Source organism: Acinetobacter sp. ANC 4862, from assembly GCF_004336635.1.
GTDB lineage: Bacteria > Pseudomonadota > Gammaproteobacteria > Pseudomonadales > Moraxellaceae > Acinetobacter.
The window spans coordinates 102,877-116,799 of record NZ_SJXH01000003.1; the positions used below are offsets into that span (position 1 = coordinate 102,877).

Annotated in this window: 10 protein-coding genes; 9 read left to right on the forward strand and 1 reads right to left on the reverse strand. The window is 39.4% G+C overall.

The features are described from left to right. Positions 1–264: 264 nt before the first annotated feature. Together E0409_RS02290 and E0409_RS02295 are read left to right on the forward strand one after the other, a co-directional pair. The gene (locus tag E0409_RS02290; protein WP_131287178.1) at positions 265–1,872 is read left to right on the forward strand and encodes a GMC family oxidoreductase; all 1,608 of its coding nucleotides are present in this window, start codon (positions 265–267) and stop codon (positions 1,870–1,872) included. 173 nt (positions 1,873–2,045) lie between these two features. Next, positions 2,046–3,476 (forward strand): coniferyl aldehyde dehydrogenase, encoded by a 1,431-nt coding sequence (locus E0409_RS02295; protein WP_252151761.1) that lies wholly within the window; start codon positions 2,046–2,048, stop codon positions 3,474–3,476. 86 nt (positions 3,477–3,562) lie between these two features. Here the strand turns inward: E0409_RS02295 and cysK are convergent, their stop codons facing one another. After that, entirely contained in the window at positions 3,563–4,561 is a 999-nt protein-coding gene (cysK, locus tag E0409_RS02300; protein ID WP_131287180.1) for a cysteine synthase A, read from the reverse strand. 265 nt (positions 4,562–4,826) lie between these two features. On the opposite strand from cysK, the gene plsB reads away from it, so the two are divergent. The 7 genes from plsB (at position 4,827) to E0409_RS02335 (ending at position 13,912) form a co-directional block, all read left to right on the forward strand. Then, positions 4,827–7,328 (forward strand): glycerol-3-phosphate 1-O-acyltransferase PlsB, encoded by a 2,502-nt coding sequence (gene plsB, locus E0409_RS02305; RefSeq protein WP_131287182.1) that lies wholly within the window; start codon positions 4,827–4,829, stop codon positions 7,326–7,328. Between the two features lie 184 nt (positions 7,329–7,512). After that, the gene (locus tag E0409_RS02310; protein ID WP_131287183.1) at positions 7,513–7,824 is read left to right on the forward strand and encodes an ArsR/SmtB family transcription factor; all 312 of its coding nucleotides are present in this window, start codon (positions 7,513–7,515) and stop codon (positions 7,822–7,824) included. A 106-nt stretch (positions 7,825–7,930) separates the two neighbouring features. Next, complete coding sequence (locus E0409_RS02315; protein WP_131287184.1) at positions 7,931–9,664, forward strand: SulP family inorganic anion transporter; 1,734 nt, start codon at positions 7,931–7,933, stop codon at positions 9,662–9,664. Positions 9,665–9,945: 281 nt separating this feature from the next. Then, complete coding sequence (gene sstT, locus E0409_RS02320) at positions 9,946–11,139, forward strand: serine/threonine transporter SstT (RefSeq protein WP_131287185.1); 1,194 nt, start codon at positions 9,946–9,948, stop codon at positions 11,137–11,139. 32 nt (positions 11,140–11,171) lie between these two features. After that, positions 11,172–11,846: a YoaK family protein gene (locus E0409_RS02325; protein ID WP_131287187.1), complete on the forward strand. Its 675-nt coding sequence runs from the start codon at positions 11,172–11,174 to the stop codon at positions 11,844–11,846. Positions 11,847–11,860: 14 nt separating this feature from the next. Continuing rightward, positions 11,861–12,397, forward strand: a complete 537-nt coding sequence (locus E0409_RS02330; protein ID WP_131287189.1) for a DUF2058 domain-containing protein — start codon at positions 11,861–11,863, stop codon at positions 12,395–12,397. Positions 12,398–12,640: 243 nt separating this feature from the next. Next, entirely contained in the window at positions 12,641–13,912 is a 1,272-nt protein-coding gene (locus E0409_RS02335; protein ID WP_131287192.1) for a mechanosensitive ion channel family protein, read from the forward strand. The last annotated feature ends 11 nt before the right edge of the window (positions 13,913–13,923 follow it).

The following is a 13,923-nucleotide window of genomic DNA, read 5'->3' on the forward strand; positions in this document are numbered from 1 at the left end:
AACTGAGATATCATCTGCTTTTTTCGACCTATTTCCAATGTTCATTTATATCGAATATGGCATGTAATTGTAATTAAATTGAGGCTTGATCATATAAGCATGAATAAGAATTCAATATTTTTATTTTATGAATCAAGCTCTAAACTGTATATCTTTTCGTCTAAGGCTTCGGTAAGATCAGTTTTAATAGGTGATAAAAACAATAGAAATATCACTTAAAACAAAAATGACATTCAAGAATAAATAACAGGAACAAGATCCTCTATGGAAAACCAGACGTTTGATTATATTGTCATTGGTGGCGGCAGTGCCGGCTGTGTATTGGCGGGGCGTTTATCCGAAAATCCAGACATATCGGTGTGTTTATTAGAAGCTGGTAGTCATGGCAATACATGGACGGTGAATACACCAGCGGCCGCAGTGATTAGCATTCCAACCAAAATCAATAACTGGGCCTTTGAAACCGTGCCGCAAAAAGGTCTGAATGGCCGTAAAGGCTATCAACCACGCGGGAAATGTTTGGGCGGTTCATCTGCCATTAACGCCATGATTTATGTGCGTGGCCATCAAAAAGACTACGATCAATGGGCAGAACTCGGCAATCACGGTTGGAGTTATCAGGAGGTGCTGCCCTATTTTATTCGCTCGGAAAACAATCAGGATATTGAAAATGAATATCATGGCAATACCGGGCCATTGTCGGTATCGAATTTGCGCACTGACAGCCCATGGCATGAGCGTTATATTACGGCAGCCAAAGAACAGGGTTATAAAATTCTGGATGACTTCAATGGTGCTGAACAGGAAGGTTTAGGCGTGTATCAAGTCACGCATATTAATGGTGAGCGCTGTAGTGCAGCACGTGCCTATTTATTTCCGCATTTGCAACGCCCCAACCTGACCATTTTCACCCATGCATCCACGCAGCGCATTTTAATTGAAAATCAGATTGCGGTTGGCGTCGAAGTCAAACATGCTGGTCAAATCAAACAGCTGCGTGCTAATAAAGAAGTGTTGTTAAGCGCAGGTGCGATGCATTCACCGCAGATTTTAATGCTCTCCGGTATTGGCGATGAAAAAGAGTTACTTAAGCATGATATTGAGGTGACTCAGCATTTACCGGGTGTCGGTAAAAATTTTCACGATCATCCCGACTTTATTTTTAGTTATACCGTCAGTGAGATTGCCGGCACTTTTGGCGTGTCACTGGCCGGTACGATCGATCTGGTGAAACAAATTTCGCGCTATCGTAAAGAACGCCGTGGCATGCTCAGCACCAACTTTGCAGAATGTGGCGGCTTTTTAAAAAGTACACCTGAAAAAGACATTCCGAATCTACAGCTGCATTTTGTGGTGGCTTTGGTCGATAACCATGCCCGCACTTTCCATGCCAGCCACGGTATTTCCTGTCATGTTTGCCTGCTGAATCCGAAAAGTCGTGGCAGCATTAAAATCAGCGGTCCAAGCATCGATGATCCTTTGCTGATCAATCCGAATTTCTTTGATCATGAAGATGATATTGAAGATATGGTCAATGCCTATAAGGTCACAGAACAACTGATGCATTCACCGGCCTTAAAAAGGCTGCATAAAAAAGATCTGTTTTGTGCTTCGGTCAAAACCGATGATGAAATTCGGCATATTTTGCGTGAACGTGCAGATACCGTGTATCACCCGGTCGGCAGCTGTAAAATGGGCGTTGATGAAATGGCCGTGGTTGATCCGCAGCTTTGTGTCTATGGCATTGAAAATTTACGTGTGGTGGATGCCTCCATCATGCCAAATGTGGTCAATGGCAATACCAATGCGCCAACCATCATGATTGCTGAAAAAGCGGTGGATATGATACGCAATAAACAATTGCACGCTTAATTCAAACAGCAAGCTCAATTTATTCTCACCTCACTTAGAGTGACTTGTTGACATATTGGAACTCTTCATAAAATATTTATAATAAATTCAAAGTTATAAGCAAAGTGAGAATAACCAAATCATAATCAAAAATTCAGGTTATTCTCTCTCACCAAAGGCAAAGGATATGTAAGATGTTGAATCACAAAATGGATCAAAATACAGATCAAAATATCTCGATCGAATTACAGCAATTATTCGAGAAACAACAACAGGCATTTACTGAAAACAGTTACCCGAGTTTAGAACAGCGTAGACAGCATCTTAAAACCTTGCAGCAATTGATTCTGCAGAATAAAACCGAGATTAATCTGGTGATTAGCCATGATTTTTCCAACCGAAGTCATTCTGAAACTGAAATGTTCGAGGTCATGACCAGCGTACTCGGCATTAAATACGCGTTAAAAAATTTGAAAAAATGGATGCGTCCCAGCAAACGTCATATTGGTATTCTTTTCCAACCTGCGACAGGTTATGTCCTGTATCAACCTGTCGGTGTGGTGGGTATCGTTGTGCCATGGAATTATCCGCTGTTTTTAGCCATTGGTCCCCTCTGCCAAGCACTCGCTGCAGGAAATCGAGTCATCTTAAAAATGAGCGAATATACGCCTGAATTTTCTGCATTATTCAAGCAACTGATTGCGCAAGCCTTTCCTGAGGATTTGGTTAGTGTGGTCAATGGTGATGCAGAAGTTGCACAGAAATTTACTCAATTACCTTTTAATCACATCTTATTTACCGGTGCCAGTGAAGTCGGTAAACATGTGATGCGTGCAGCAGCCAACAACCTCACACCAGTGACGTTGGAACTCGGTGGAAAGTCTCCAGCACTGGTTTTAGCCGATGCCAATATTCGTGAAAGTGCACGACGGATTGCCTTTGGCAAAGCCATGAATGCCGGACAGACCTGTGTTGCGCCCGATTATGTGCTGATTCCTGCGCAATTGCAGGCCCAATTTATTGAAGAATATGCGACTGCGATTCAGGAGTTTTTTCCAAAATTAGCCGATAACCCTGATTACACCGCGATTATTAACGAGCGACAGCTCAATCGTTTAAATCACTATCTTGAAGATGCAACTGCAAAAAATGCGACTGTTCATGTCATTACCGATGCCTCTTCAGGACGACGTTTAGCACATTATGTTTTAAGCAATGTCACAGATGATATGCAGGTGATGCAAAATGAAATTTTTGGTCCATTATTGCCAATTGTTACTTATCAGCAGCTTGATGAAGCGATTAACTATATTAATCAAAGACCGCGTCCTTTAGCTTTATATTATTTTGGTTATAACAAGCAAGAGCAGCAAAAAGTCCTCATGCAAACCCACAGTGGCGGTGTTTGCCTCAATGAAACTTTGGTTCATGTCGGACAGGAAGATCTACCCTTTGGCGGTGTAGGTACATCAGGACTGGGCAATTATCATGGTTATGAAGGATTTGTCACCTTTAGTCATGCGAAAGCCGTGTTTAACCGACCAAAATTTAGTTTGATGCGATTGTTCTATCCGCCTTATGGCACATTTATTCAAAAACTGATTTTAAAACTGTTTATCCGTTAAGGTTTTGTGATTCATACAAACTGAATAAAAAAGGCTGAAGATCAACTTCAGCCTTTTTACTTATCATCAGAAAAATTCGTGCCGCATTAATCGGCAGAAATATCTTCAAACAAAACCGAAGATAAATAACGCTCACCTGCATCCGGTAAAATCACCACAATGGTTTTTCCGGCATTTTCAGGACGTGCTGCCAGTTGTGCTGCCGCTGCCATTGCTGCACCACTTGAAATACCCACCAGAATGCCTTCATGGGTCGCGGTTTTACGCGCCCATTCAATCGCTGCTGAACTTTCAATTGCAATGACTTCATCAACCAAATCTAAATCCAGATTTTTCGGAATAAAGTTTGCGCCAATACCCTGGATTTTATGCGGTCCTGGAGTTAATGACTCACCACGTTTAGTTTGTCCAATAATCGGTGATTCAGCCGGTTCAACAGCAACCGAATAAAGCGGCTGATTTTTGACCTGCTCAAAATAACGTGAAATACCTGAAATGGTACCCCCTGTTCCCACACCCGAAACTAAAATATCAACTTTACCACCGGTTGCTTCCCAAATTTCAGGACCCGTAGTTTGCTCATGAATTTTAGGGTTGGCCGGATTTTCAAATTGTTGCGGTAAATAATACAGTTCCGGTTGTTCAGTGGCTAAACGCACTGCTTCATCCACTGCACCTTTCATCCCTTTAGCCGGTTCAGTCAGGACCAGATTTGCGCCAAATGCCTTTAAAACTTTACGACGTTCAACACTCATACTTGCAGGCATGGTTAAAGTGATGTCATAGCCTTTTGCAGCCGCTACGAATGCAAGTGCAATTCCAGTATTACCACTGGTCGGTTCGACAATATGCATGCCGGGTTTAAGCAAACCTTTTTCTTCAGCATCTGCAATTAAAGCGGCACCTACACGACATTTCACAGAAAATGCAGGATTACGGCTTTCAATTTTAGCCAGTACCGTTGCAGGTGAAGAAATTGAGCGATTGATACGAATTAATGGAGTGTTGCCAATAGATTCAGCATTATTACTATAAACCGCAATGCCTAAATTATTTGGTGTTGGAAATGCAGAATCTGTACTCATTTTAACTCCTTGAGCGATCTTTTGATTTTAAAGCCATGCCTTTCATCATAAGCCATTTAGACCCTGAAGATAAGATTTTCTATTCCAATTTTTTCGCCTTAAGCGTACTTTTAAGCCTAAAAAAAAATATTTTTTCACATCCTCACCGCTGGGTTTTTCTTAAATAGTTACAACTTAAATGACTTATTTGTCGTCAATAAGATTTGTATTTATCCTTGTTATTGCACACAATATCAAGCAAATGAAAACTGATTTAGGGAATACAATGTCTAATAAGGGTTATAGCCGATTCTATCGACAATTTACGCAAAAGATTCTAGATAAAATCGTGACACCTCAAGTCTTAGGCAATACTGAACAATTAGAAAAAACCATAGAACAGCAACTCGATAAAAAAATAATTTGTTATGTTTTACAAGATGCCTCCATCAGCAATACCGTCATCATTGATACTGAAGCCCAAGCACGAAAACTGCCTTCGGTTTTTACACCATTAAGCATTCAGGAGTTTAAAGAAGATGACTCCATTCTGGCCTTAAATGTACCGAGTTCCAAAAATGAGGCCTACCATTATTCGGCAAAACTCATTCGACTGATTGAAGCTTTGGAAAAATACCCTGAATACGATATTGAACTGGTACCGGTCACCGTTTTATGGGGACGCTCACCTGAATATGAAAATTCCTGGTTTAAAGCTTTATTTGCGGATGCCTGGGCGACCCCATCCAAATTAAAACAAGCCTTGAATATTTCATTATATAGTCGTGAAAACTACATTGAATTTCATAAACCGATTTCGCTTAAATCAGCGATTGAAAAAGCCAAAATTGAATATCCAAACTTTTCTCCGGCACATTCGATTGTCAAAGAACTCAATACCAATTTTAATAAACACAAAGAAGCGATTTTAGGACCCGATTTATCAGACCGTCGTAATCTCATTAATAAGTTAATGAAAACCGAAACGGTTCAAGATGCCATTCGCAAAGAAAGTATTGATCATAAAATTAGTATGTTTGAGGCGGAAAATCGCGCTAAAGGTTATTTAACCGAAGTGGTTTCGGATTTTTCCTATTCAACCTTACGTTTCGCGGAACTTGCCCTGACCAAGTTATGGACGCAACTTTATGACGGTATTGAAGTGCATAATTTCGATACGGTGCGTGAATTAGCCAAGGATTATGAAATTGTCTATACCCCATGCCATCGCAGTCATATCGATTATTTATTGCTCTCTTACGTGATTTTTAACCGTGGACTCATGGTTCCACACATTGCCGCGGGAATTAATTTAAACCTGCCTATTGTGGGTCAAATCATGCGTGGCGGTGGTGCCTATTTTATTCGCCGTACGTTTAGTGGTAATGAACTTTATACTTCTGTTTTTAAAGAATATTTACACAGTCTTTTATCACGTAACACGCCTTTGGAATATTTTATTGAAGGTGGACGTTCACGTACTGGATTATTATTGCCGCCTAAAAAAGGCATGCTTTCGATGACAGTACAAAGTCATTTACGCGGTGCGACCAAACCGATTGCTTTTATTCCGACCTATTTTGGTTATGAAAAGCTGATGGAAGGTACCTCGTACTTAAATGAACTGAATGGCAAACCCAAGGAAGCCGAATCGATCTGGGGTATTTTAAGTTCAGCGCGTAAAATTGAAAAAGTCTTTGGACAAGTCCATGTTAATTTTGGCGAACCCATTTTTCTGGATAAAATTTTAACCGCCAATCGCGCAGATCAGATTAAATTAAATATTAATGATGAATTACCTCAACCTGTCGTTCAAAGCGTGAATCAGGTCGCGAGTTCAATTTTAGAAAATATTAATAAAGCGGTTGTGGTTAATCCTATTTCACTGATCTCACTGATTTTACTCAATGTTGAAAATCATGCTTTAAGTGAAAATGATTTAATCTCGCAGATTGATCAATATCGTCAATTATTAAATGACACAAAATATGATTCCAGAATGATGATGACGGAATTATCCAGTGCTGAAATTATTCAATATGCTAAAAAATTAAAACAGGTTGAAACTTTTAATCAAAATAATGAAAACTGGATTCGTGTGGCTGAAAGTCAAAAAATTCTGTTAAGTTATTTTAGTAATAATATTCTGCATTGTTTTATTGTTCCTGCATTAATTGCCATGCTGATTCAATCTTATAAAAAGATCTCATGTCATTATTTAATCGATAACGTTAAAAATATCTATCCGTATTTTAAAGAAGAGTTTTTCTTAAAATGGAATCTCGATGAACTAGAAAATGAAATTGGATTAATTTTAAATAGTTTGGAACAGTTAGGCTGGATTGTTCAGCAAGACAACACGGTATCCATTGCATTAGATGAACAGATGCAAAATAAGCTGTTATCACTTGCGCATCTATCTAGCTCTAGCCTGAATAACATGATCATGATTTCAGAATTACTCAAGCAGTACGCTCCGACTCAAGCGCTGAGCATGAAAGAGTTAGAGAAAATGGGGAAAGCAGTCTTGCAAAAACTTTTCCAAACTCAAAAAATCCAATCTGGCTATTATTTTGACAGTGCGACCTTAAAAAGCTTCATTTCAATACTGAAACAAAACAGCTTATTAAATATTCAGGATGATCATTTTGTGATGAGTGATGATTTTGAAGAAAAAATATCGGCCATTTTTAATTGGTATGACCTTGATACTCGTCAAGCCATAATCGAAGCACTTCATTTTAATGAAAAAGAATTAAAACAATTTAAGCAGCCGGCTAAAAAATAAGTTCCGCATTTTTAGCGCTGAAATAAGGCATGGAGTTAAAACTCCATGCCTTATTTTATTTATATAAGAATATTTGATATTTAGCTTCATTAAAAACCATTGAAAATATTCCTTTTTCCTCATGTATTCAATTATGCAGCCCTTATACTGCGTATATGACTGATGAGTAGTATGGAAATGCTGTATGAACACCGATCTTGAAATTGCCTCTATGCATGGTTCTGTCGATATCGTTGTCACGATATTAAAATCACTCGCCAATACAGATCGACTACTTATTTTATGTCATCTTGCTAAACACGAACTTAATGTTTCGCAAATTGAAGAAATGACCCAAATTAATCAACCCACCTTATCTCAACAGCTGATGATGTTACGCAAAAGTGATGTGGTTTCGACCCGTCGTGACGGCAAACAGATTTTTTATTCGATTAAGGATGAAAAAATGGTGCAGCTGTTAAATACTTTATATGATTTGTATTGTCCTAAAATATAATTTAATTAAATGAATATCAATTATTTATATTAGTCATTTGAATAGCTTAAGACTTCTTAGCACTTTTTATGCATAATATATCTAAAATAGTGATTTAGTTTTAGATATGTCAGATTTAAAGACTCGCTTAACGACGTTGTTGCCCGCTTGGCAATGGCTGCAAAAATACAATCAAGCCAAATTTAAATCTGACCTGCTTTCTGCACTGATTGTCATTGCAATGCTGGTTCCGCAAGGTATGGCCTATGCCATGCTTGCAGGCTTACCGCCTATCATGGGCTTGTATGCCAGCATTCTGCCGATGATTATTTACGCCATGGTCGGTGGTAGCCCTACGCTATCGATCGGTCCGGTTGCCATTATTTCCATGATGACCTTTGCCACTTTAAATCCACTATTTGAAGTCGGCTCTCCGGTTTATATACAAGCCGCCTGTCTGCTTGCAGTGATGGTCGGTGTCATTTCATTATTGCTCGGGATCTTTAGATTTGGCTTTCTGATTCAACTGATTAGCCATCCCGTGATTAAAAGTTTTATTATTGCTTCTGCTTTGCTGATTGCATTAGGTCAATTCAAATTTCTGGTCGATGTACCCTTGCAAGCCAATAATATCCCTCAGTTTTTACTCAGTTTTTGGCACTATATTCGTTATAGCAATATTGAAACCTTTATTTTTGGCATTCTTGCATTACTGTTTCTTCTCTATCTGCCTAAAGTTTTAAGTTCCAATGCGGTTACAAGTCGCATCGGTTCTACCGCGTTTCTTTCTAAAGCGTTGCCTTTAGTACTCGTGGTTGTTTCAATTGCTGCGGTTTATTTTCTTAACTTGCAAGAAATCGGCATTAAAACCGTTGGAGAAATCCCTTCAGGATTTCCTCCTATTACTATGCCATTTTGGAATTTTGACTTGGTCATCACCTTATTACCGGGTGCTGCGATGATCGCCATGATTAGCTTTGTCGAGTCTTTATCCATCGCACAAGCAACTGCATTACAACAGCGCAGTCATTTAAACAGCAACCAGGAACTGGTGGCTTTAGGTTTAGCCAATTTAAGTGCCGGTCTGAGTTCTGCCTTTCCTGTCACAGGCAGTTTATCTCGAACTGTGGTAAATGCAGACTCTGGTGCTAAAACACCACTGGCAGGTGTGATGTCATCACTGCTGATTGTTCTGGTCAGCCTTTATTTCACCGGATTTTTCCGTGATTTGCCTTTAGCCATCTTGGCTGCAACCATTATTGTTTCAATCTGGAAACTGGTCGATTTCAAACCTTTTATCGAAACCTGGCGTTATTCAAAAGCCGATGGTATCGCCATGTGGATTACTTTTTTTGGCGTGATCTGCATTGATATTACGACCGGTTTAATTATCGGTATTATCTCCACCTTTATCCTTTTATTGTGGCGTATCAGTCGTCCACATATTGCAGTAATTGGTCTGGTTGAAGGCACGCAGCATTTTAGAAATGTGCAACGTCATCAGGTACTGACCTCTGCCAAAGTTATTTCCCTGCGTATTGATGAAAATCTTACCTTCTTAAATACCAATACCTTTAAAGGTTTTTTAATTAATGCGATCAGTCCGTATGCTGATTTGGAACATGTGGTGATTAACTGTTCGAGTATTAGTGCAATTGATTTCAGTGCTTTAGAAATGCTGGAAGATATCAATGCTGAATTTAGCAAACTTGATATCAAATTGCACTTTTCAGAAATCAAGGGTCCAGTAATGGATAAATTGCAGCATTCAAAACTATTAAAGCATTTAAGTGGTCAGATTTATTTGTCCCATTTCCAGGCCATGCAGCAGCTTTCACCTGAAGTTTTTTTAAATGAATGAGATAAATACCCAACTATAAATTGATCCAGCCTATTCACCATCATGGACTAGATTAAATCTAGTCCATGATGGTGAATAAATGAATCACTTCTAGAAAAAATTCCGACACAATATTTGATTTTTTTGAGTTGAAAAATATTTAAAAATAAAAATATCAACTTTAAAAATAAGTATTTAGTTTTTATATAAAAATTAATTTTTAGCAGCAACTCTTTTAGGTATAAAATGGCGAGCATATTTGTGAATTTTTTTAGTCCTCGTATTTGTAACAAGGCACCCTTATGTTCTCTGCTTTAATGCGTTTGAGTTTAGTCTCCCGAATTATTATCGCCATTATTTTAGGTATTGGTGTTGCTGTTTTGTTCCCTAATGTGGCTCCCTATTTAAGCCTGTTGGGTGACTTGTTTATTAAAGCTCTTAAATCTGTTGCACCTATATTGGTTTTTGTGTTGGTTTTATCGTCTATTGCTAATTTTAAAGTCGGACATAGCGCTAAAATCAAACCGATTATGGTGATGTATAGTGTTGGGATGTTATTGGCTGCATTAAGTGCAGTAATTGCCAGTATCATTTTTCCAAGTACCTTGTTTCTGGATATCCCTGCAAACACAGACTTGCAACCGCCAGGTAGCCTGATAGAAATCTTAAAGAATCTTCTTTTAAGTTTTGTGGCGAACCCTGTTGTGGCGATTAGTGAAGCGAACTTTATTGGTATTTTGGCTTGGGCTGTTGCTTTGGGTGCTGCATTCCGTCATGCCAATGACACCACAAAAGTGTTGCTCACCGATGCTGCAAATGCCGTAAATACAGTGATTCGTCTGGTGATTAATTTTGCCCCTGTCGGTATTTTTGGTCTGGTTGCTGTCACCGTTGCAGAAGCGGGATTAAGTACCTTTGAAAGCTATGCACAATTATTGGCTGTGCTGATTGGCACCATGTTTTTTGTGGCATTGGTGGTTAACCCAATCATGGTGGCATTTGTTACCCGTGCAAACCCCTATCCGCTGGTTTTACAATGTCTACGTGAAAGCGGGATTACCGCCTTCTTTACCCGTAGTTCGGCTGCAAATATTCCAGTGAACCTGGATTTAGCCAAACGTTTAGGCGTGAGCGAATCTACCGCAAGTGTAGCTATTCCGCTCGGTGCAACGATTAACATGGCGGGTGCCGCAGTCACCATTACCATTCTTACCTTAGCCACGGTCAATACTTTAGGTATTTCGGTTGATTTCACCACCATGCTGGTTTTATCTGTGCTTGCAACCGTTTCTGCTTGTGGTGCATCTGGTGTTGCCGGTGGTTCTTTACTGCTGATTCCTGTCGCGTGTGGCCTGTTTGGCATTAGTTCTGATATCGCCATGCAGGTGGTTGCGATTGGTATGGTCATCAGTGTGTTGCAAGATTCGACTGAAACTGCATTAAATTCTTCTACAGATGTGCTATTTACTGCTGCTGTAGACCGCGGTTTAGATTAATATAGTCATTCTTAAGATTTTTTTATGACGTTATGCCTCTTCAAACTTTACCGCTTTGGGTTCAATTAGGTGCTTTTTTTCTTGCAATGAATGCAGGAATGATTAACGTCCTCGGACTGGTGACCGTGTTGCATCAGTCCGTTTCACATATGACCGGAAATGTCAGCATGTTAGCCATGGCCTTGCTGCATTGGCAACCTGAACAGATCCTCTACTTGAGCTTGGTTGTCCTATGTTATGTGATCGGCTCCTGTTATAGCGGATTGATATTGGGAAATAGCCAGTTTAAGTTAGGAAGCCGCTATGGTTACCCTTTAAGCTTGGTGGCTTTTTTTATCCTATTGTGTTGGCTTTTACTCCCCTATTTCCCACGTTATGCCTTACTTTGGGCATGTGGCGCCATGGGCATACAAAATGCTATGGTGAGTCATTATAAGGGTACCATCATTCGAACAACGCACTTATCTGGCGTTTTGACCGATTTGGGTTTAGCGTTAGGTTATCGCTTACGTGGCTTAGATGTAGATCGCAGACGGATTATTCTCCACTTGCTCATTTTATTTGGATTTTTCATCGGTGGTTTGCTTGCCAGCGTGATTTATCCTTATTTAAAATTAAACGCCTACCTTGTCCCAGCGATGTTAAGTTGGACCCTTAGCTCGATTTATTGGGTTATTTATTATCGTTATCGACAGACTCAAGAGTAATATCGGAATTTATTATGGTCAAAAATGCATTACAGGCTCAATTGCTAAAAGCGGGTTTAGTCGATAATAAAAAGGCTAAAAAACTGTCTAAACAGGCGGTTCATGAGCAACGTACTGGACAAAGCAACGAAGCCGAATTGAAAGCGAAAATTGCGCAAGACAAGCAAGAGAAACTCGCGAAAGACCAAGCCCTGGATTTAGAGAAAAAACGTCTGCTGCAAGGCAAAGAATTAAAAGCTGCCATTATCCAGATGATCAATCAGCACAAAATTCACGACATTGATGGTGAAGTGGCTTATCAATTTATTGACGAGAGTAAAATCAAAAAGATTTACCTGAATCAGCAAATTTATAATGCGCTGGTTTCAGGTTCATTGGTGATTGCCAAAGAAAGCGAAAGTTATGCAGTTTTACCTAAAGCTTTGGCAGATCGTATTAATGACAAAATGGAAGGCTTCATTATTGTCAATAATTCTGAAAAGAATGAGCAAATCACGGATGAAGAAGATCCATACGCAGCTTATGTGATCCCTGATGATTTGATGTGGTAAGTTCAACTAATCTTTTTATCTTTAATGAAAAATAGCGATGTCAATATACGTATTGGCATCGTTCTAAAATTAAAAACAAGACGGAATAAAATTCCAAAAATACTCGCAGCCTGATCTCAATATGACGCAAGGTCGTTAATTCAGTTTGGGTTCCTGTAGCTAAAACGTTATCTTTAGCGATGATCAAAACATAACTATATAAACTATAAAGAATTTTTAAACTTCTATATTGAGGGTGCAGTTTTGCAGCATTTTGCTTTTATCCAGAATATTCAAGATTGGTCAGATCAATATCCATGGTTGGAGATGCTGACCTCTTTAAGTATCTTGATTTTACTGGCAGTTCTTGCAAATTTTATTGCCAAGCAGGTGGTGGTTCGGGGGATTCGCAAGCTTGTCTCCAAGATGAAGTCGGCGAATTCGAGTATTTTTGCTGAACATAATGTTATCCGCCGTATTTCCAACATTGTGCCTGCAATTGTGATTATGAATGGCATCGTGACCGTTCCGCACCTTTCAGAAAAAATAGTCACCTTTATTCAAATGGGTGCGCAAGCCTTTATTTTTCTGACTCTGGCGCTAGCCATCAGTGAATTTTTAAGCATTTTCAATCTGATTTATCAGCGTAATCCCAAATCAAGAAATAAGCCGATTAAAGGCTATTTACAACTGGTTAAGCTGATTATTTTTATTGTCTGTGGCTTGATGATTTTAGGCACGTTCCTGAAAAAAGATGTCTTTACGTTGCTCGCAGGCTTTGGTGCCATGGCGGCAGTGCTGATGTTGGTGTTTCAAAATACCATTCTCTCTTTAGTTGCTTCAGTGCAGATTTCATCTTATGACATGGTGCGTATTGGTGACTGGATTGAAATGCCGACCCTGAATGCAGATGGGGATGTCATTGATATGTCATTACATACCATTACCGTGCAGAACTTTGACAAGACTTTTACCACCATTCCGACCAACAAACTGGTGACGGATACCTTTAAAAACTGGCGTGGCATGGCTGCTGCTGGTGTACGCCGTATCAAGCGCTCTATCTATATTGATCAGAGTAGCGTGCATTTTATGACAGAGCATGAGCAACAAAAACTCAAAGAATTTTTGTTGCTCGATCAATACTTAGATACCAAACATAATGAACTGGAAAGCTTCAATCAGCAATTGTCGAATCAGGCTTCCTATAATCAGCGCCGTTTAACCAATTTAGGGACATTTCGTGCCTATATCGAGTTTTACTTAAAACAGCATCCCGGCATCGCACAAAATCAGTCTTTAATTATCCGTCAATTACAACCGACCAGTGAAGGTTTGCCACTGGAGATTTATGCTTTTACAAATACCACTGTATGGAAAGATTATGAAGCGATACAATCAGATATCTTTGATCACCTGATTGCGATTATTCCAGAGTTTGGTTTGAAAGTGTATCAGGCTCCTTCTGGCGCAGATTTTAAGCAGTTCTCGGCTGTTTCAGCACCGGGAGCAGAACAAAATGATCCATCAGTTTAAGTTTTAAATTA

Coding starts and splice junctions, on each gene's coding strand:
- E0409_RS02325 (WP_131287187.1), top strand. CDS start 11,172: ATGCCTCTTCAAACTTTACCGCTTTGGGTTCAATTAGGTGCTTTTTTT.
- cysK (WP_131287180.1), bottom strand. CDS start 4,561: ATGAGTACAGATTCTGCATTTCCAACACCAAATAATTTAGGCATTGCG.
- E0409_RS02290 (WP_131287178.1), top strand. CDS start 265: ATGGAAAACCAGACGTTTGATTATATTGTCATTGGTGGCGGCAGTGCC.
- sstT (WP_131287185.1), top strand. CDS start 9,946: ATGTTCTCTGCTTTAATGCGTTTGAGTTTAGTCTCCCGAATTATTATC.
- E0409_RS02315 (WP_131287184.1), top strand. CDS start 7,931: ATGTCAGATTTAAAGACTCGCTTAACGACGTTGTTGCCCGCTTGGCAA.
- E0409_RS02330 (WP_131287189.1), top strand. CDS start 11,861: ATGGTCAAAAATGCATTACAGGCTCAATTGCTAAAAGCGGGTTTAGTC.
- plsB (WP_131287182.1), top strand. CDS start 4,827: ATGTCTAATAAGGGTTATAGCCGATTCTATCGACAATTTACGCAAAAG.
- E0409_RS02295 (WP_252151761.1), top strand. CDS start 2,046: ATGTTGAATCACAAAATGGATCAAAATACAGATCAAAATATCTCGATC.
- E0409_RS02310 (WP_131287183.1), top strand. CDS start 7,513: ATGAACACCGATCTTGAAATTGCCTCTATGCATGGTTCTGTCGATATC.